This is a genomic window from Thalassococcus sp. S3 (assembly GCF_004216475.1).
GTDB lineage: Bacteria > Pseudomonadota > Alphaproteobacteria > Rhodobacterales > Rhodobacteraceae.
The window spans coordinates 1,221,020-1,240,958 of record NZ_CP022303.1 but is presented as its reverse complement, the minus strand read 5'-3'; the positions used below and the strand labels follow the sequence as shown (position 1 = coordinate 1,240,958).

The following is a 19,939-nucleotide window of genomic DNA, read 5'->3' as shown; positions in this document are numbered from 1 at the left end:
GGGCGGCTGGTGTTACCAGCCGATCCCGTTGACCCGCCCGTCCCGAGGCAGGTCACTGTAGAGGCGGACCAGGTCGATCACCTGCTTTCCCGCCTTCTGCAAAGCCGCGCGATAGCGATCGTTGGCATGGCAGACGATGACGACATCCGATCCCTCGATCACTGCATCGAGATCGTCCGACAGGATGCCTGGAAGATCCGCAGCCAAGGCCGTCAGACCGGGATTGCCGTGTTGCACATAGGCAAGCTGGGCATGGATCGCCGTGTGTTGAGTGATCGCGCAATCATGGCCCAGAAGGGTTACGCCGTCAGCTTGCAGTTGTGCCATTACCTCAAGCACAGGACTTTCCCGCAGGTCGTCCGTTCCGGGCTTGAACGCGACGCCCAGCACCCCAACGCGTTTTGCGCCTGTCGCCCGCACCATCCTTACAGCTTCTTCGATATGCTCTTTGTTGGAGCGATCCAGATTGCCGATCATCGGCAAATTGATCCCGGCCTGCTCTGCCATGTGAGTGACGGCACGCACTTCTTTCGGCAGACAGGATCCGCCATAGGCAAAGCCGGGCTTGAGGTAATAGGGCGAAAGGTTCAGCTTGGTGTCCTTGGTGAAGATATCCATCACCGCATGACTGTCGATGCCCATGGGTTTGCAGAGACGACCGATCTCGTTGGCAAAACAGACCTTGGTCGCGTGCCAGACATTGTCGACATATTTCACCATCTCCGCCGCTTCGACGGTGGTGATGATCGGGGCCTGATCGACCGGCGCATAAATCCGCTTCATGATCTCCGCGGTCCGAAGATCGGTTGTGCCGATCACCGTTTTCGGCGGGCAGTGAAAATCCTCGATGGCCACGCCTTCGCGCAGGAACTCAGGGTTGAAGCAGATGCCGAAATCCCGGCCTGCCTCACGTCCCGACATCCGCTCCAGGATCGGGGCCATGACATCAAGCGTGGTTCCCGGAGGGATCGAGCAGCGCATCGCAAAGACATGAAAGCCGCTTTTCTGGCGCAGACCCACGGCCATGCTGCGCGCCGCCTGTTCGATGTATTTGAAATCGCACCCGCCATCGGCAGCCGTGGGCGTTCCGACGGAGATGAAAGTGACATCGGTTTCCCTGACCGCTGCCGCGAGATCATCCGTGGTTGTGATCCGGCCTTGTGCCACGCCTGAAGACAGGTAGTCAGACAGGTCCTTTTCATGGATCGGGCTGACACCGCGCCCCACCTGATCGACCTTCTCCCGATCGACATCAACGCCAATGACCTCATGCCCAAGTCGGGACAGGCAGGCGGTCGAGACAGCACCGACATATCCCAATCCCACAACACTGATCCGGGCCTTCTCAAGCGCAGGCGCGGGGACGTATTCTGCGTTACGCGTATCCAGTCTTTGCAGTTCCATACCATATCCTCTCGATTGACATGGAACCTTTTAAATCACTGAAAAACATAAATATATCGACCCTCTGGATAGTTTCCGAGTCCAGAAGATCGCGTGGACTATACCAAAGGTTATCGACCCATCTTTTTGCGTGACCGGGCGTGAGGGGGGAAATAGAACGGCGCGCCGAGGCGCGCCGTTGAAGATCAGAATGTAACGAGATTATTGGCGGCTCTACACCCGAAGTAGAACCAGGTTCGCCGATCTGGCTTAGACGAAGGGAAGTTCGATCAACCCGACATAGGCCATGAGCAACATCATGAACGTGCCAAGAGCGGTCATAAGCTGAAACTTGGCAAAAACACCCTTGAGCATATTCAGCGCCCCCGATCCGGCATCCGCCGACTGGTTGCCCCGGTTTGACCATTTCTGTTTGGACAGGTGGAAGATCAGAAAGATCTTCACAGTCGCGTTGATCACCTGGTTCAGATAGAGAATGAACGGCCACGTCATATCTGCCTTCCGGCTATAGCCGAACAGAAAGAGGCTCAGCACAACGCGCGAAAACAGCACCCAGATAATACAGTTCCAGAAATAACCCGGCGCAATCATCGACCCAAGCACCGCCATCACGGGGCTGACCATCATGGTCCACATCGCCAAGCGCTGATCCACAATGCACCACCAGATGAAGAACGGCATCGCCGTCGGGCCAAGCGCAATGGCGCGTGCGCCGTTGCGGAGCATGTTGCCTGACCAGCGGCGGAAGTTCTGAACCATGCGGCCCAGCCCGTTCTCCTTGATCACCTCAATCGTGTAGACCGTCGCATCCGGCACATAGGTCATGCGCGCGCCCCGGCTGAGAAGATGATACCAGCTTGATTTGTCATCGCCCGACAGGAACCGAAAGCGACCCCAAAGCCAGTGATTCAGATGGTCCGCCTCGATCGTGCGGATAAACTCCAGATCCAGCACATGACGCGCGCGAAAGACGCTCATCCGACCGGTCAGTGTGAGCACGCGGCCTGACAAAGCGTGGCTTTGCATCGCCAGCCGCCGCTGAGCAAACCGCATGTCCAGCCAATTCGCGATCCATTTGGGGCCGTAGCAGATGACCTCTTCATCAGTGGTCAAGGCCTGCAGTTCGGGGTCGCTTCCAAAAAGCGGCAGGGTCTTGCGCAGGACATCGTCACCGAAGAGCGCATCGCCGTCCATGAAGATCACCAGATCATCGGGGCCCGGATTGGTCCGGCAGATCGAGCGCAGGATCAGACCGATGGCCATCCGTTTGCCGGGCTGGTTCTGGCGCACGAATACCAGGCTGGCCAGATCGTCGGGAATATCCTGGGCATAGGTTTCGACAAACTGACGAATGATCTGCTCGTCAAAAGCGCTCCCCGTGCCGATATAAAGCGTTGTCGGAATGCCCTCCCGACGGATTTGACCGAGGATCGACCCGATCACGCGTTTGGTGATGGACGGCTCCTCATGATAGGTGGTCATCTGGATATGCAGATGACGTGGACGCCAGCCCGACTGCCACATCGCATCCGCACGCCGACGCATGCCCGGCCAGACCAGTCGCGCATAGATCTGCGCCCGCACCGCATGGGTGAACCACCAGCCGAACCGCCAGATCCCAAGCGTTCCGAGCACCATGGTCACGTGCAAGACCGACGGATTGAAAAACCGATTGGGAACGTTTGCAAGCAGCCAGAGCAAGCCCATGAAAATCAGAAGAAAGACCGTGAAATGCGGGAGGGACCATTTCTGAAAGAAGGAAGGCGGCGGCCCGCTGAAGGCCTTCAGCCGCTGGCTCAGATCCTTGTCGAAGGCATATTCGCTGAGAGGCTCATGCATGATCGGGCACCCACGATATCAGCCACGCCTTCAAGCGGGCATAGATCTGACGCTCGGCTTCCAGGTTAACCGGAGCTCCGACACGAAGCCGTTTACGCGTTTCCGAGGGACCAAGCCCATCAGGCGAAACCGTCACGATGATCCCGAACTCTCCAGGACGCTCCGGATGGTCACCGGCCTGAACATCGACGATGGTGCCGCCGATCCGCTCGCGGCGCCCCCCTTCATTGAAGCCGATCATCGCGGGCATTCCGATATAGATCGTTTCGGCAAACCGCTCCGACACCCAGCCCACTGTCTGTCTTTGATCCGCCGTTTCCAGGGAAAGGGCTGGTTCACCGAGGGTCAGGAACTGACCTTCGCGTGCGAAAACCTCGGTCACGACGCCGTCTTCTTGCGCCACGATCTGCGTGGACGCCGCAAAGCGGCGACGCGCCTCAAGATCTGCCTGCCGCTTCTCAACGTCGCGGCGATGCAGATCCAGTTGACTGCTCAGAAGACGGCGCGTGATCAAGAGCGGGTCGAATGATGCCGCCGCGGCAGGATCACGATCCCGCAGGTTGATCCAACGACGCCGCATATCCTCGAACCGCCCGGTGTCGGCGTACTCTTCGAACATCCGGGAGGCGCCTGCCAGCCGAACCCCCACATCCGGCTCTGTTGCCAGCTGCTCCAGGGCGCCTAATGCCGCTTCCAAATCCGCTACCTCGGCTTGTGCCGCAGCAAAGTCGAGTTCGGCCTTGGCCTGCTCTGCCACGTATTCCGGGTCCTGCACATTCAAGAGGACCTGCCCCGCGGTTACCCGCATGCCCGGCACGACGGACAGGCCGGCGACATAGCCGCCTCGCGCGGCCGTCAGATCGGCGATGGGCGCCGATACGCGCCCGTGCTGAATATCTATACGGTCGAGATTGGTCAGGATGTTGTTGCCAATCACTCCAACCACAAAGGCAGCAATGACAACATACGTCGCCACGTGAATAACGGTGCGCAGAATGCGTACCCCTATTGACGAAACAGCACCCGCGCTCTCTCCCTCCGTCTGTTCCATGGGCACCAGGTCCAAAGGTGTATCGAGACTTGTGATCACCTCTTCGCTGCTGGCCATCCGACCGGACAAGAGCGATCTGTAGAAAAGCGAAAGGGTCTCTCTTTGCCGCCCGCTCAACCCTTTGAAAAGGAGATCCGGCGAATGCGGGCAGGGCTCCAGCCTGACAGGAAAACGGATATCAACGCCCTGAAATGGAACTGTAAGAGTGCCTGTCTTGGGGCGCTCAGGCCCATCGTGCGGCCATGTCATGGCCGACAGCGACCAGCTTTCGATTGCGACGTTTTCCCCATGCGGGGTCTCCAGCCGCAAAATGGCACTTACCTTCTGTTCGGTATCCGGATTCGGAGATTGATGACGTATCTGCATCCCAAGACCTCGACCTTCTCGACAGGATGCACCTTAACAATGTCAGACATCCGGCGGCGGGGGCAGAAGACCAGCCGACAACGTCTTTAGATCTCGTTGTGATCGAATTGGGGAGGTTTCTATCCGAAAGGATAGGATAACCGTTCTATGAAAGTGACGAGCTCAGTTTATATTCCGGTGTGCAATCAAAGGCGCAAATCCGTTTTCATTGGGTTTTGGCAAAAGTTCTATGCTGCAAAATCTGGCCAAGCATATTTGGGCACGGCGCAGTCTGCCCCCTTGGGCAGTGCCGTCTTGGATGTGTTCGAGGCCAAGACCATTCCCCAGACTTCGCCGCTCTGGTCCGTGCCCGGTCTGGTCATCACACCGCACACATCCGCCGAACCCGAAAGATTCCGTAGGTGGATACTGATCCGGCGAGCAATTGGCCGATCCAGTTCGGCATCTCTCTGGCGCCGGACTTCCCTCTTGCGCCACTCTCACTGGTTCGTGACGCGCGTAGGCTGGCAAACTTTGCGGCGGATTGGGAGGCGTTTTGCTAGCAGTTCATCTCCGACGATGGCGGCCCTGCTGCGCTCAGAGAGCGCCTGCTGAGATCACCTGCCGGGTTAGATCGGCGCGATTGTCTACGGCAAGTTTCGCGTAGATCGATTGCGTCTGATTGCGCACAGTTGCCGGCGATATCCCCAATTGTTGGGCGACCTGCTTGTGCGACCGGCCGGCCGCCAGCTCCCGGGCGACTTGCTTTTCGCGGTGTGAAAGGAAGTCAAAGTTCTGCATGACGCGCAGGGACACTTTGTTCAATCGAAGGCCGGTTTCGGTCGGAAAAGGTGTGCACTTGATAACGAGGCTTCGGTCCGGCAGCACGTGTTCGCCAGGCTCGCGGGCGAAATCGGCCAGCCAGCGAGGCAGAACATCTCCGCCGCCGCGTGCCCAGAGGCTGCCGAAACGCGAAACGAGGCCTGAGCGCCCCGCAATGACCGCGTTGTCTTCGCTCACCAGGATGGCCGCGCTTGTTTCGTCCTGAGAGGTCAAGTCGGCGGCGGCCGAGCGGCGCGCGCCTGCCGCGATATGGCGGATCGCGCAACGCAGCAAGGCGCGTTCTTCCACCGTCCAACCGGAGGCGGTTCCCGCGCCGCGATAGACTGACAGGAAAAAGGATGCGGTGCGCCCGTCGCATTGGTTCATCGCTGTCGCCATGCTGGGGATCGCGAACCGGTCAGACAGATCGGCCATGCCTTCGGTCTGTTGCGCATCGCGGCGATTGTAGATTGCGACCTGGTTCGGATCCTTGCGCATCCGGTCGACCAAAAGGTCCTCGTGGGCCATCTGCGTCCAAGTGTCAAAGTAACTCTCTGGCAGATTAAGCGTCGCGTTGGTGTGGATCACCGTGCGCTCCGGCTGCAGATGCGCCCAGCCGTACCATGCGGCGTCGAAGCCGAGCACATTGGAGAGCGATGCCACGGATCCAGCGACGAAATCGGCAAGGTCGGTATTATTCGCCCGCGCGTCGAGGGACAGAACGTAGTCCGAAAACGTGTCCAAATTGATACCCATTGCATCAGTGAACACCGTGCGCTGCCTTATCGCCAGTGTTTTTCGGCCCCTGTGAACGCGGAACCCGGCAGCGGGCCGTCCTTGGTGAAGGCATTGAGCAGATTGCGCATGATTGTGGCGACGTTGTTTTCGCCCCCGTTGCAAGGGAGGGCCTGGCTCCACGCGATGGAGCCAGCGGCAAAGACGGCGCCATCCTCTGCGGTATTGAAAAAGATCATGTCGCCGCGGACCTGCGGGTCCTGCGTGCCGCCGCGACCCGGAAAGGCATACGTGATCTCTTCGGAGACCAGGGGGTAATTGTCGGTATGATTGATCGACGCGCCGACTAACAGGCTATGCGGGGGCGTGCCGAGCGCGAGATCGTAGCGGTCCAGTTCAACACCAGCCGCACCACCCATGGCGAGGCCGAAATCACCGATCAGTTCTTCATCGCCGATCCCGTCGAAGATCCAGGCAACGCGCTTGTGAAAGCTGTCCGGCATCCGCTCGAACGGTTCGGACCGATCCATGCCTTCGGCGGTGAAACCCACACCCACCAGCTTTTGCGGGGGCCGCCCGCGTGACCGCCAGAGGCCGGAGCGTTCACCGGTAGAGGCCAGATACCCCTCGCCCGCCTCGGCCTGCCAGGCGCGGGATCCAGCATCGAGCTTGCGCACCTCGATACAGGCCGGATCGTCCGGGCAAGCGGCCGTGACCCAGTAATAGCCATTGCCGCCCAGATACATGACGCGCCCCCCGCGGCGAAGGTAATCCTCCGTCGCATCCAGCATACCTTCGGAATAGTATTCGGGGTGGGTCACGTTGATGACCGTTTTGTAAGGGGTCAGCGCGCTCAGCCCTTCGCGATCCAGGTCGTGATCGGTTATCAGGTCGAAATCGTAACCCGCATGCTCCAGCCACCACAGTAGCGACAGGTCTGCGGGCAGCGCCCAGGGAAAGTTCATACCCGCCATGCGGTAGCCTGGGCGAATGTTGATGATAGGTCGCTTCCAACTGGAAAAGCACACCCCTGCCCCATCCGAATGATGATCGTAAGTTGACAGGCCAAATTCGGCGAGCTTGGTGTATTCGATGTCCTCGCCGGTAATGACAGGTGTATGTCCCACGATGGCCTGCGCGATCTGCGCCTCAAAGCTGAGATGTTCGTTCGCATAGGCGAGGTAGGTAAAGGTTGACATCAAAACCGCGATCTTTGCCTTCGGTTTGGCAGGCCGGATGATGACGGGGATGCGGTCGACGACGTCGCCGGCCGTGATCTTGAGCGCATAGACGCCCGAGCGCAGATCCTCCGACGGCGTCCATGTCACCGTCTTGTCCCAGCCACAATCGGTCAGCGCGTCGTCGTGATACGCAACGCCGCCGTATTGCGAGGGATCAAGGCGAAAGCTGTCCTCGCGCCCGCGCCAGTTCCAGCCGGTCATGGCGCGGACCGGTCGATTGACGCCCTGTGCGTGCAATTCGTGGGGGCCGGTATCGCGGATGGTCTGATCAATGCCACGGTCGGTGAAACCCGCGGTCGTATCCCAGTAGGCAATGGGGTCTGGCGGCGCCTCGCCTTTGGCGATGCGGTCCATGGCATCGGCATCCAACGCCCCACGCGCGATGCCGCTGCGGTCAATCTTGCCGTTGAAGTTTAGCGAGACAAAGCGCCCGCGCTCGGGCTTTTCCTCATGCGCGCCGGCGATCAGCAGCGGCGCGTTGGCACGCGCGGGGATGGCGCGCAGGGTTTCGACCACATGGGTATCATGGTCGTAGGGCACGACCGGACCGATATGCGAGTTCCAGGCGTTTTGCACACCGATCTGGCGCAACCGCGCTTCACCGGTGGCGGGATCGTAGCTGGCGGCTGCCAACACCCAGACCTTCGGCACGAGGGGCGCGTCGGCTGTGATCTGGTCGACCGTCTTACCGTCGCCCACCCAGAATTCCAGCTTGCCCTCGGGCGAGATACCGAGGCCCCAGCCGGTGGAAGTGTTGACCGACCAGCGTGACAGGATCGCCTGTCGCGCGCGCCCCGGCGCGGACGGCCAGACGAAGGCGTGGACGGTGAAGGGGCCGTCGGGAACCAGACGTCCCTCGGGGTCCTCGACCCGCGCGAAAGAACCGTTCTGCGTGTATTGCCGCCGCACTGCGAGGTCGGCGGGGATGTCCGCATCGACCTCCTCTTCGATGAAGCCAGGACCGTCGGGATTGAAATCGCCGTGAACCAGCCGGACGATCTGCGCGCGCACAGTCTCGGTGCCCTCGGCGGAAACCATGAAGTCGATGGGCTTGCCGGCCTGGGCAGCGAGCGGGTCGGAATAGCCAAATAGGCGAATGTCGGTCATCAGCTGTCCATCAGATCGTTGACGCGCAGCAGGAACACCGCGTGGTAGGCGTCTTTGATGTCGGTATACTCGCGGTCATCCACCACGCGCGGCGGGCGTCCGCGCACGCCGGACACAGCCATGATGCGAAACCTTTCCTCGGCCGGTTTCATGCGATGGATCACGTATTTGTCGGCCATCTCGCCGCGTCGGAAGTAATTGAGCACCCGCGCCAAAGCGTCCGAATGATGGCCAAGCGGGTCGCGCTTGTGCTCCTCGATAAGCTCTGGTGTGATGAGCGTTTTCAGCCGCTCTCGCAGGCGCTTGTTGAAGCGGCGGTAATAGAGCTCCTGCTTGTCGTGGACCTCGGTGGCTTCCTCGGGCATGGCCTCGCCCCCCTTTTCCGTGCGGCGGGCACGGGCCTCGCCAGATTTGCGATTGCGGTAGTCGCGGAATTGCGCGCGCGCGCCTGTCAGGCCCTCGCGGGCGAAGATGGTCACACCGATCATGCAGAGGGCGACCAGGATGATGCGGGGTGGGCCAAGCTCGATCAAGCCACGGTCGATGAAGGTGACGATAGCGGCACCGACAACGGCGCCTTCGGCCCGGCCCAGCCCACCGATAACCATCATCGCAAAGAGCAGCAGCATCGTGTCGAGCGAGAAGATCTGCGGCGAGATCGACCCGAAATACATCGCATAGAAGGGTCCGATCACACCAAGCGCGGCAGAGGAGATGAGAAACACCTGAAGCCGTGCGCGGCGAAAATCGATCCCGACCGCCTCGGCGAAGGCCTCGTCCTCGCGGCTGCCCCGGGCAACGCGCAGAAGCAAGCCGAGCCTTTCGGAGTTGACCAATCGCCAGACCAGCAGCGCACCGAGCAACAGCAGGAACGCACCGGCAAATCCCAGCAACAGGCCAGGGCGTTGCAGGAACCAGTCGTCGGGAATGAAGCTGTCGACATTGGTGATCGCGCCCCCGGTTGGGGTAAGCGGGCGCAATTGCAGGATGAAGACACGGCAGATCTCGGCCACACCAATCGTCAAGAGCGCATAGTAAAGACCGTCGAGACGCGTGGACGGCGCCGCCAGCAACGCCCCCATGGCCAAACCCGCCAGCGGGCCGATCAACAGCATGAAGGGCCATGGCACACCTAGATAGACATTGCAGGCGGCCGCGACATAGCCGGCGACCCCCACAACCGCGAGCGTTGCCAGAGAGAAGATGCCCGCAGTGCCCAAAATCAGCGTCCAGAGCACGTTGATAGCGGCATAGATGCAGAAGATCGACAGAACCCCAAGCATCGTGTTCGACAGAAATGGTGCGATGGCGAGGATGGACAAAAGGCCCAGCGTCCACCAGAGCGGCATCTTATCGATCAGGACGCGCTCGCGTCGCAATGTCTTGGGGTTGTGAACGTCGCGCCAAGCCAACCAGTGGCGTTTGGAGCCTGGCAGACGCGCCCGATTGCGCTCGGAGGTGCCGTCAGGCGTCCCCCGCACCTCCCATGGCCTGCGACCGACTTTGTAGAACGTCTTGCTCATTCGCGCGTGTCATCCAGCAGGCCGCCAATTCCGCGCGGGCGGATCACCAGAACGACGATGATGAAAAGGAACGTGCCGAAGAGCACATAGCGCTGACCAAGGAACGGGATCGCGCCGATGATTGCCTCGAGAAAGCCCACAAGCAGCGCGGCAATCAGCGCGCCCGACACCGAGCCGAGCCCACCCAAGAGCGCGATGGTCAGCCCCTTGACCAGGGGAATAACCCCGGAGGTCGGGCTGACAAAAATCGTCTGACTGAGCAGCGCCGCCGCCATTCCAGCCAGCGCGCCGGTCAGCATCAACACCGGCAGCGCGGTCATCTGGCGGGAGATACCTGAATAGGCGGCGCCTTCGGCGTTCTGCATCATCGCACGCACCTCCAGCCCCTTGCGGGAATAGCGAAGCCAAATCAGGGTCAGGGCCATGATGATCGCAGCGCCGATGATCGTCCCCGCCTGATCATAGCGGATGCGGGTGCCGAGAACCTCCCACCGGCCAAAGCCGAAAATCTTGGGCAGACCCTGATTGCGCGGTCCGAAATACCAAAGCAGGCCCTGCACAGTCGCGATGTTCAGCCCCAGCGTGATGATCAGGGCGCGAACCGGAAAGTTCGGCTTGTCATGGATCGGCAGAAAAGCCAGCAGGTAGATAACGAGACCGCAGATGGCGCCCGCCGCCACTGCCGACAGCACCAGCGTCGCCGCCAGCAGAATGGTTTCGGCCGGCAGATCCGCGATGAGCGGCCCGATCGCACCCGTCACGACCCAGGCGGCGTAGCCCGAGACGGCGAATGTCGCCCCATGAGCCATGTTGATGATGCCGACGCTCGACCAAAGGATCGAAATGCCCACAGCCATCAGCGCGTAGATCGCGGCAAGATTCAGCGCGTAGATGATCAGGCCCAGATCCATCAGCCAAGCTCCACGTGGCCGACGTCGCCACGCACTCGCCCGGCATGCATCCCGATCAACCGGTCGCAGCGCCCGCTCAGCAAGGCCACGTTCTGCTCGGCGATGATCATCGCGCCGTCTACGGGTAGCGCCCAAAGCGCCTCCATCACCCGCTCGGAAATCTTCGGCGCAAGGCCCAGCGATGGCTCATCCACGAGGTACAGCCGGGCCTCGGTCATCAGCATCCGGCCGATGGAGACCATCCGCCGCTCCCCGCCGGACAGCTTGCCGACAAGCGCGTGTTCCAGCGGGCGCAAAGGTGGGAAAATGTCAAAGACGCGCTCAATCCTGGCCTTGCGCTCGCGCCAAGCGATGCGGGAGTGGGCGCCGCATTCCAGATGTTTCCGCACCGAGAGGCCGGGAAAGATCGCATCCCCCTGCGGCGCCACGCCGATGCCGCGTTTGACTAGGCCGGGTGTGCGCCGCCCCGCCCCGAGCGAGCGCGTCCCGCCGATCTCCGCCCCGTCCAGTGCGATGGCGCCCTGCTGCCAGCCCGTCATGTGGGTGAGCGCGCGAAAGAGTGTGGTTTTGCCATGGCCGTTGAGGCCGACGAGGCCGATCCTCTCGCCGGCCTTTACCTTGAAATCGACCTCGTGCAGCACGCGAAGTGGCCCGTAGCCCGCTGACAACTGCCGCACCTCAAGAAGCTCAGGCATCTGCACCCTCGAAATAGGCGGCGCGCACGCGGGGATCATCGAACGCGTCGCGCGGTTTTCCACGGGCAATGACCTCACCCAGATCCAGAACAACGCAATCGTCGGCAACGGCGGAGAGCAGCTCAAGCCGGTGTTCGATCAGGATCATACCCATCGCGTATTCATCCACCAGCTTGCGGATGATGAGGTCCAACTCATCAATTTCCGCGTTGATCAACCCCGATGCAGGCTCATCCATGAGCAGCACCTTGGGCCGGCGCATGACGAGACAAGCCAGCAGCAGCTTGCGGCGGTCAAATGCACCAAGTGCTGCAGCCGGCGTCGTCCAGGGGACGGCAAGATGCACCAGACGTGCGGCCCATTCGGCGTCGTGGCGGCTGAGGAACGGTGCGTAGGATTTGCGGGCAGCGCGAAAGGTCTCTCCGACAGTCAGCGTGCCGGGCACGACAGGGCTTTGATAGGTGCGGGCGAGGCCGGCGCGGGCCCGGCGATGGAAGAGCGCGCGCGTGATGTCCTTGCCATCGAGTGTGACCTTGCCACGATCTGCCGTATAGCGTCCGCACATCACCTCAAAAAGCGAGGTCTTGCCCGCTCCGTTCGGCCCCACCAGTCCGGTGATCCGGCCTGCCTGCGCACGGCAACTCACATCCTTGAGGATTTGCCTGCCGCCAAGCGACAGGCCGATCCCTTCGCATTCAAAGATCATCTCACCACCAGGGCGGCGCGACAAAGGGCACTTCGACAAAAGGCTCCGGCGCGATGATGCGATGCTCGTTATCCTGGACCTGGAAGAAGAGGTGCGCCTGACCGGCCTCCGGGTCGTCGGTCATGTTGGGGTAGGAGATGCCCGAATTAGTCTCAGGATCAATCCGGTAGAAGCCGTTGACACCCCGGTATTCGATGTTGCGGATCGCATCGCCCACCGCGTCAAAGTCGTCGGGATCACCCGCGGCCTCCCATGCGGCCGCCAGGATGTAGGCCGCGTCATAGCCACCGCCGGTGTAAACCATGCCCATCGTGCCGGGATAGCGCGCCATGTACTTTTCACGAAACTCCATGCCGCGCTCATCGGCATAAACCCCATAGACCGTGCCCCAAACCATCCCCTCGCCCGCACCTTGGGCAAGATCGAGGAACTCGGGCTGCGAGGGGCCATATTGCAGATAGACAAGGCTGTCCGGCACCGGGTCGAACGCGTATTGCTGAGCGAAAGCGGCAAGCTCTGCGGCGACCCAATGGTCGATCATGATGGCTGCGGCGTCCGTCTCTTGCAGGGCGCGAATGACGGGCGACCAGTCCTGAACGGGGAACTGGATGTCGGTGATGGCGCCCACCTCCCATTCACCGTTGGTCTCGGCGATGGCAGCCTGGGTGGCCTGGCTGATCAGCTGCGTGTAGCTGATCTGGCCCTGAACGATATGGACCTTGTTGTTCTTGGGCTCCCACTGGCCCGAGGCGACCAGATCCTGCAAAAAGCGGACATATCCGGTGCCATACCAGACTTCGCCGACGTCGAGCTGAAAGATGTTCCGGAACCGCTCAGGATCGGACTGGAACAGGTCCACATTCACCGAGGATGTATTGCCGTGAACGTACGGGATACCCGACGGCGCCGCAGCCTCCATCGCAGGGGCCGGAATGATCGTGAAGGCGGATGCAATCGCATGTGCACCCCCTTCGATGAGCGAGGTGAACCCGGCCACATTACCTTCGGGACTCATCATGTCGAGATCGAGCAGGCGGATTTCCAGGGGCCGGCCGAGCACGCCACCCGCCGCGTTGATTTCCTCGACCGCCAGCGTTATGCCATTGGTCCAGTCGGTATGATCGGCCACGCCGACCGGGCCCGACTGCACGGCGGGCACACCGATGACGATCGGCTCCTGTGCGGACGCGGCGGTCATCGCCAGCGTGAGCGCGCTGGCAGAGACAAATCTGCGGATCAGTTTAAGCATTGCGGCCCCCTCTGTCATGAATTGCCGTCCAGTAGAGGACAGAGCAGACGATGCGTCCATGATGCAAATGCACTATACTGCGGGATACACAGAGGGCCCTAAGGCACGGTCGGCATCAAAAAAGGGGCCAGACGGCCCCCTCCCTTTCCGCGATGCGGCAGCCCACTCGCTATTGCTGTCACTTAGCACTTAAAGCTGATGATCCATTTTCAGCGATTTCAATATCTTAGCTATGCACTTAATTTGGATAATGGAGACTGAACTTTAGCACTTAATTCGATACCTGTGGCTCTGATTTTGCCGGGTTCTCATTATGGCCGAACCACTTCCAGACGAGATAGACGACGCCCTGTGAGCAGAGGCCTGCCGCCGTGCAACCGCTATACGCAGGGTCCTGGTTTCCAGTTCCGGTCAATCAACCGTGACAGCTATTGCCGATCTTGCATCCGACCCACGCTCCTGGCAGGCGGGGCGATCATCGACCGCGCAGGGCCACCGATGCTGAAGATGCTGCAAGGGCACATGATGGGAGACAAAAGGAACCGATTTGTCACGGCGACTGACCATTTGGCAATCCGGCGATCGAGTGGGGACCACCCCAACAGATGCAACTGCTATGAAGCCCGGACCCGATGGTTCTCAGATCAAAACGCCAAAAATCTTCAAAACAACCGCGTTCTTTCACTTAAGTGCCAAGCGACGATTCCGCACTTTTTTGACCCAACGTCAACTTTCTGTGCCTCAACCCATGGCAAAGGCGTGGCAACATTTGACTCAAAATAGTTTGCGTTCAAAACTTCACATAACCATATAGATCAGGGAGCATGGCCATGAATGTGATGCAGACACAGTGCAACAAGAGTGAAGAAACCGTCGCCCTACACCCTCTGGAACCTCTGACCCGTGGCGAGATGATCGCGGCAGCCGAGCTCGTGCGGGCAGATGTCGGAGACCTTGCTGAAACGCTCCGCTTTGAAACCATCGAATTGCTTGAGCCGGAAAAGAGCGTTGTGCGCGCGTTTTCTTACGGCGACGCGTTTGAACGCGAAGCGCGGGTAAACGTGTTCTACGGCAACCGGCGCGGGGTCACGAAGTACAAGGTGTCCATCACGCAGGGCACTGTGCTCTCCAAAGAGGATCGGTCCGACGTGCATCCGATGATCCAGGGTGAGGAATTCATGCAGGTGGAAGCCTGCGTAAAAGCCGACCCGCGCTTTATCGAGGCCTGCAAGAAGCGCGGGATCGAGGAGATGGATCTCGTCTGCGTCGATCCCTGGTCCGCTGGGAGCTTTGGCGATGAGGGCGAGGAAGGGCGGCATATCTCGCATACCTTCGCCTGGGTTCGCTCCTTTCCTGACGACAACCTCTATGCCCACCCGATTGAAGGCGTGAACGCAGTGGTCGACATCACCGAAATGAAAGTGTTGCGTGTCGATGACTATGGTGTGGTGCCGGTGCCAAAACAGGACAGCAATTACACACCCGATGCGCAGCCGAAGCTGCGCGAGGATCTCAAACCTATCGATGTCGTCCAGCCCGAAGGCGTGAGCTTTGACATGAATGGTCGGCGGATCGACTGGCATGAGTGGTCCATGATCATCGGCTTCAATGGGCGTGAAGGTCTCACACTTCACGACATTTCCTATGGTGGGCGGCCCCTTTGTTACCGCGCGTCCATCGCCGAAATGGTCGTGCCCTATGGCAGCCCCAAGAAACAGCATTCGCGCAAGAACGTGTTCGACATCGGTGAATACGGCATAGGAAAGCTCGCCAATTCCCTGGAACTGGGCTGCGATTGTCTGGGCGCAATCCACTATCTTGATTGCTATGTACCGGGCATCGACGGGGTGCCGGTCCTGATCAAGAACGGCATCTGCATCCACGAAGAAGACTACGGCATCCAGTGGAAGCATTGGGATTTCCGCACCGAGAAGACAGAAGTCCGCCGGGCTCGGCGGCTGGTGATCTCTTTCGTCGCAACCGTGGGCAATTATGAGTACGGGTCTTACTGGTATTTGTATCTCGACGGCGAGATAGAGTTTGAGATGAAAGCAACCGGCATCATAAATACTGTCTCAGCTGATCCGGATGATCCGGACAAGACCAAATACGGCACCGAAGTTTCTCCGGGCGTGATTGGCCAGAACCACCAGCATATTTTTATCGCCCGGCTGGACATGGCCATTGATGGCGATGTGAATACGGTCAAGGAATGCGACACCAATACGCTGCCGATGGGCCCGGAAAACCCCTATGGCAACGCGTTCTTTGTCAAGGAAACCCCGATTGAGGTGGAGTGCGGCAGGTCGCGCAACCCCGACGTCGAACGCTATTGGAAAATCGCCAGCGCAGAGAAAACCAATGCCATGGGGGCAGCGACGGCCTACAAACTCGAACCCGTGCACTCGTGCAAGATCTTCCAGGACCCCAACGGTCCTTCAGGCAAGCGCATGGGCTTTTGCTATTCAGATCTTTGGGTGACGCCCTACGATCCGGAGGAGCGCTTCCCTGCGGGCGAGTTTGTCAATAATAGCGACGGCTCGGACGGGATCGCGACCTGGGTCAAACAAGAACGCCCTGTTGCAGAAAAGGACATCGTGGTTTGGCACACGTTCGGTCTGCATCACATCACAAGGCTTGAGGATTTCCCTGTCCAGCCATGTGTGATGTTGGGCTTCAAGCTCATGCCGACGGGTTTCTTTGACCGAAACCCAACACTCGATTTGCAACCCGACACGAATAAGGCGAGTAAACGCGCGCTGGCGGCAGAATAAGCCGGCGCGCACGACCGGCACATGCGTCGACGTCAGGAAGGACATCGAAATTCCGACGCGGACGGACGATACGATTTGCGGTCTGCCTATCTTCGAAGACCAAAAGATCAGATAGGTCGAAGCAAACGAACTGCAGCCCCGAGTTTGGTAAAAACGCGCGCTTGGGGCTGTGACATGTGAACGGACTGGCGCAGAGATATCGAGCAAGTTTGGCATCGACACCAGCATGATCCACAGTTGCAAACGGGCGCTTCTGCAAGGCACATCCAGCGTTTTTGAGCCTGTCGGTCAGAAAGCCCCTGAGATTAACGACGAGGTGGTAAAAGACGTGCAAACAAAGATGGGTATTTCGCGGTCGTCAGCGCTTCTTGGGCTGGGAAGCGCATTCCCGGTCTGACGGGCCGCATCGCAGCATCGCGGTCCTGCTCTTAACATCAAGCTTGAGCCGCCCCTACTCCAAGCTCCCGCCGCAGATGATCGATGCCATTCCGGCGAAGTGAAGAGCTCACAAGGGCTTCGCGTTCAAAGCTACAAATCATCCGCTGGATGGCTTGGTTGAAGCGGTGTATCATTTGCTGCCTCCGTCAAGACGAGCTTGACGAATGTCAGATCACACACTGCCCGGCGCAGTCGCTGGTTTTCCTTGGCGAGCGCATTCGGTCGAACAAGCTGACACCGCTGCATCGCTCGATAAAGCTTCCGCCATCGATAGAACCTCTGCCGTGTACCGCATAGCTCATCTGCACTATTCGCTGGCCTTAAAGCGCCATCTAGGATTACGGTCAGAGCTAAGGGAGACTGTCATGAATATTGACGAATATGCTGCCTGTGATGCGACAGCGCTGTCCGGTTTGATCGCGGACAAGGAGGTCACCGCCGCCGAGGTTGCCAGGACAGCGCGCGCTGCGCTGTCTAAAGCCAATGAGACACTGAATTTCGTAGCACAAGACCTGCCAACGCCAATTGAAGGTGCGAGGGACGGGCCATGGGCGGGTGTGCCGTTCTTGGTCAAGGATCTGGTCAGCTGGGTCGCGGGCGTGCCGCATCGGGCGGGCACGAAACTGCTGGAGGACGGGGTGTTTGTGCCGCCCGTGTCCTCGACCCTCGTGGAGCGTTTCAAGGCGGCGGGCCTCAACATTCACGCCATCACCACGACGCCGGAGATGGGCTTTTCCGCCACGACCGAGGCCAAGCTCTACGGCCCGACACGCAACCCCTGGAATACGCAACGCAGTGCGGGTGGGTCATCCGGCGGGTCCGCCGCGGCGGTGGCCGCTGGCGTGGTCCCTGTCGCCCATGCAAATGACGGCGGTGGCTCGATCCGCATACCCGCTGCCTCCTGCGGGCTTGTAGGCCTGAAGCCGACGCGGGGGCGCACGCCGCTTGGGCCGGTCAATATGATGCCGCTTTCGGGCATGGGGATCGAGTTTGCGGTCACGCGCAGTGTGCGCGACACCGCGCAGCTTCTGGACCTGGTCGAAGGGCCGGAGATCGGCGCGTTTTTCCAGGCACCGCGGCCGGACACGCCTTACGCGAAAGTGCTCGAACAAAAGCCGCGCAGCATGAAGATCGCCTACATGACACATCTGCCCGGCATGCCGGAGCCAGTGCCGGGCGTGATCGCAGAACTTGAGGCTACGGCGGAGGCCCTGCGCGCCCAAGGCCACCAGATCGTAGAAATGATGCCAAAATACGATGTCGAAGCCTGGCGCCGGGCGAATTTCTGCGCGTGGATGGGTTTCACCGCGTCGGCGGCGCTTGGCATCTCGGCGCAGCTAGGTCGGGAACTGACGCCTGACCTGCTGGAGCCGGCCACGCTGGCTTGTGTCGAGGCTGGATCGCAGCTGAGCGCGATGGATATGGAGATGACGTGGGCCACGATGGCCGGTGTCTGTGGCGCCTTCGGGCAGTTCATGACGCAGGTCGATGCCATTCTGCTGCCGACTCTGCGCCAGCCCGCACTGGAGCTGGGCAAGATGCGCCAGGACGAAGTCGGGATCACAGCCCAGGAGTATTACGATCACCTCTTTGCGCTTTTCCCCTACTGCGCGCAGTTCAACATGACAGGTCAGCCCGCTTTGAGCGTGCCGATGGGGTTGGTTGACGGTCTGCCGACCGGCGCGCAGTTGGTCGGGCGGATGTACGACGAGGCCTCGATTCTACAGCTGGCCGGTCAACTCGAAGAGGCGCGGCCCTGGGCCGGGCGACGTCCTACAGTGCACGTAGCGGATATGATTGCCGACGCGTAATTCCTCGTTCGAAGCTGTGAGCGATACTTGAAGCGCGACTGCTATTGCCCTCGAGGATAAGGCGATCTTCCCATGTCTTCCATCATCTTTTCCCGGAAGACCTCCGCGGGTGTCTTCCTTCCGAGGCATTTTTTGGGGTGTGGTGTTGATGTCACTTTGCACTGAATTGCGAGACCGCTCCCTCAATGGTTTCAACGGGTTGTGAGAGCGCCTAATTTGCGACTTGGCATCTTGTTTGAGAGCCAAGTCTTGGTTTTGGCACCTTATTTGAGAACTCGCCTCCTGGCATTTTTCGTCTCAAACAGACCAGGTCAAACCTTGTCCGGAAAAGTCAAACGAGAGCCTCTTAGCGTAGCGCTTACAATTGAAATGACGGACTTGTTTTATCTTTCAATCACATGAGCGCTCAATCGCGCGTGCGAGACGGACCCGAACATGACGCGGAGTTGGCATCGGATGCAGTCCGCTTGGTCGTTAGCTTGAAACTCCGGCGCTCCAAAATCTCACAATAAACTGCAAAGCCCGAGCCAGACTTCCGCATTCTGACGATTAACTGCCAAGTGACAGCAGTCCTCGCAAGATGGCGTCACACTCCTGATCACCAAGCTACCAATCGTGACCGGACTACGTATCAGCGAGTTGACCAAGGCAAAGATACGCGATGTCTCACCGGACGGCGGCCAGATCTTCGTGCAGGGCAAAGGCAGCAAAGAGCGGATCCTCTTCCTGCCGAACCGTCATTTACAGGATGAGTTTCAACACTTCTGTCAGATGCGTTTGGAACACGGCTCCTTTGCATCGCCGCTGTTCTTAAACACGGCGGGACGTCGGCTCCGAGCAGCTACGGTCAGCAAACGGCTGCGTGCGCTGTCGAAACGCCTCGGCATCAAACCGCATCGGTTCCGTCACTCGGCCGCGACACTGCTGATCGAAGAAGGTATCGACATCCGGATGGTTCAAGCACTTCTGGGGCACGCGAACCTCAGGACAACCGAGATCTATGTCAGGGTCTCGAACCATGCGCGGCGACGAGCGTTGGAGCGGGTCGATGTGCTGAGCGAACTTTGGCAGTAACGGCCCAAATGTATGTACCGGCTGCTGTTCGCAAATGATTTCTTCGCATGTTCTCGGAAGTCGCTCATATGTATCCGGCCTACTGATCGACACGCGGTTCGTGGCCTTGTTGGGGTTACGCTCGCACCGTGGTCTCATTACCGGACAGGTCATCGCTGACCATTTGGACCGTCAGATTCTGGGGGCGTAGTTTTTCCGTTCTATGCTTTCGATC

The 19,939-nt window shown here is 59.8% G+C and carries 13 protein-coding genes and 1 pseudogene; 4 read left to right on the top strand and 10 right to left on the bottom strand.

The genetic code is table 11. The features are described from left to right. Window positions 1-12: 12 nt before the first annotated feature. The 3 genes from CFI11_RS06295 to CFI11_RS06285 form a co-directional block, all read right to left on the bottom strand. Entirely contained in the window at window positions 13-1,404 is a 1,392-nt protein-coding gene (locus CFI11_RS06295) for a nucleotide sugar dehydrogenase (protein WP_130404133.1), read from the bottom strand. 249 nt (window positions 1,405-1,653) lie between these two features. After that, window positions 1,654-3,243, bottom strand: a complete 1,590-nt coding sequence (locus CFI11_RS06290) for a glycosyltransferase (protein ID WP_130404131.1) — start codon at window positions 3,241-3,243, stop codon at window positions 1,654-1,656. Next, window positions 3,236-4,660 carry an HlyD family secretion protein gene (locus CFI11_RS06285; RefSeq protein WP_130404129.1) on the bottom strand — a complete coding sequence of 475 codons (1,425 nt, stop codon included), beginning with the start codon at window positions 4,658-4,660 and terminating at the stop codon, window positions 3,236-3,238. The genes CFI11_RS06290 and CFI11_RS06285 overlap by 8 nt, the downstream gene beginning before the upstream one ends. A 147-nt stretch (window positions 4,661-4,807) precedes the next feature. On the opposite strand from CFI11_RS06285, the gene CFI11_RS24925 reads away from it, so the two are divergent. After that, window positions 4,808-5,254, top strand: a complete 447-nt coding sequence (locus CFI11_RS24925; protein WP_130404127.1) for an NAD(P)-dependent oxidoreductase — start codon at window positions 4,808-4,810, stop codon at window positions 5,252-5,254. Here CFI11_RS24925 and CFI11_RS06275 read toward each other — a convergent pair. Genes CFI11_RS06275 through CFI11_RS06245 form a run of 7 tightly spaced genes read right to left on the bottom strand, consistent with a single transcriptional unit; the run spans window position 5,237 to window position 13,628 of the window. Next, window positions 5,237-6,217, bottom strand: coding sequence for a LuxR C-terminal-related transcriptional regulator (locus tag CFI11_RS06275; protein WP_130404125.1), 981 nt, complete (start codon window positions 6,215-6,217; stop codon window positions 5,237-5,239). The two genes, CFI11_RS24925 and CFI11_RS06275, sit on opposite strands and share 18 nt — an antisense overlap. 26 nt (window positions 6,218-6,243) lie before the next feature. Next, on the bottom strand, window positions 6,244-8,544 hold the full coding sequence (locus CFI11_RS06270) for a N,N-dimethylformamidase beta subunit family domain-containing protein (RefSeq protein WP_130404123.1): 2,301 nt from the start codon (window positions 8,542-8,544) through the stop codon (window positions 6,244-6,246). Continuing rightward, the gene (locus CFI11_RS06265; protein WP_130404121.1) at window positions 8,544-10,067 is read right to left on the bottom strand and encodes a branched-chain amino acid ABC transporter permease; all 1,524 of its coding nucleotides are present in this window, start codon (window positions 10,065-10,067) and stop codon (window positions 8,544-8,546) included. The genes CFI11_RS06270 and CFI11_RS06265 overlap by 1 nt, the downstream gene beginning before the upstream one ends. Further along, complete coding sequence (locus CFI11_RS06260; RefSeq protein ID WP_130404119.1) at window positions 10,064-10,978, bottom strand: branched-chain amino acid ABC transporter permease; 915 nt, start codon at window positions 10,976-10,978, stop codon at window positions 10,064-10,066. Before CFI11_RS06260 ends, CFI11_RS06265 begins: the two co-directional genes overlap by 4 nt. Further along, window positions 10,978-11,673, bottom strand: coding sequence for an ABC transporter ATP-binding protein (locus CFI11_RS06255; RefSeq protein WP_130404117.1), 696 nt, complete (start codon window positions 11,671-11,673; stop codon window positions 10,978-10,980). Before CFI11_RS06255 ends, CFI11_RS06260 begins: the two co-directional genes overlap by 1 nt. Beyond that, window positions 11,666-12,379, bottom strand: coding sequence for an ABC transporter ATP-binding protein (locus CFI11_RS06250; RefSeq protein WP_130404115.1), 714 nt, complete (start codon window positions 12,377-12,379; stop codon window positions 11,666-11,668). Before CFI11_RS06250 ends, CFI11_RS06255 begins: the two co-directional genes overlap by 8 nt. Window position 12,380: 1 nt before the next feature. Continuing rightward, on the bottom strand, window positions 12,381-13,628 hold the full coding sequence (locus tag CFI11_RS06245; RefSeq protein ID WP_217358758.1) for an ABC transporter substrate-binding protein: 1,248 nt from the start codon (window positions 13,626-13,628) through the stop codon (window positions 12,381-12,383). A gap of 830 nt (window positions 13,629-14,458) precedes the next feature. Between CFI11_RS06245 and CFI11_RS06240 the strand changes: the two genes are divergently transcribed. The 3 genes and pseudogenes from CFI11_RS06240 to CFI11_RS06230 all read left to right on the top strand — a co-directional run. Continuing rightward, window positions 14,459-16,402: a primary-amine oxidase gene (locus CFI11_RS06240; RefSeq protein ID WP_217358757.1), complete on the top strand. Its 1,944-nt coding sequence runs from the start codon at window positions 14,459-14,461 to the stop codon at window positions 16,400-16,402. Window positions 16,403-17,205: 803 nt separating this feature from the next. Next, window positions 17,206-18,651: an amidase gene (locus tag CFI11_RS06235; RefSeq protein WP_130404111.1), complete on the top strand. Its 1,446-nt coding sequence runs from the start codon at window positions 17,206-17,208 to the stop codon at window positions 18,649-18,651. Window positions 18,652-19,239: 588 nt separating this feature from the next. After that, window positions 19,240-19,725, top strand: a pseudogene (locus CFI11_RS06230) (tyrosine-type recombinase/integrase); the annotation flags it as partial. Window positions 19,726-19,939: the final 214 nt, after the last annotated feature.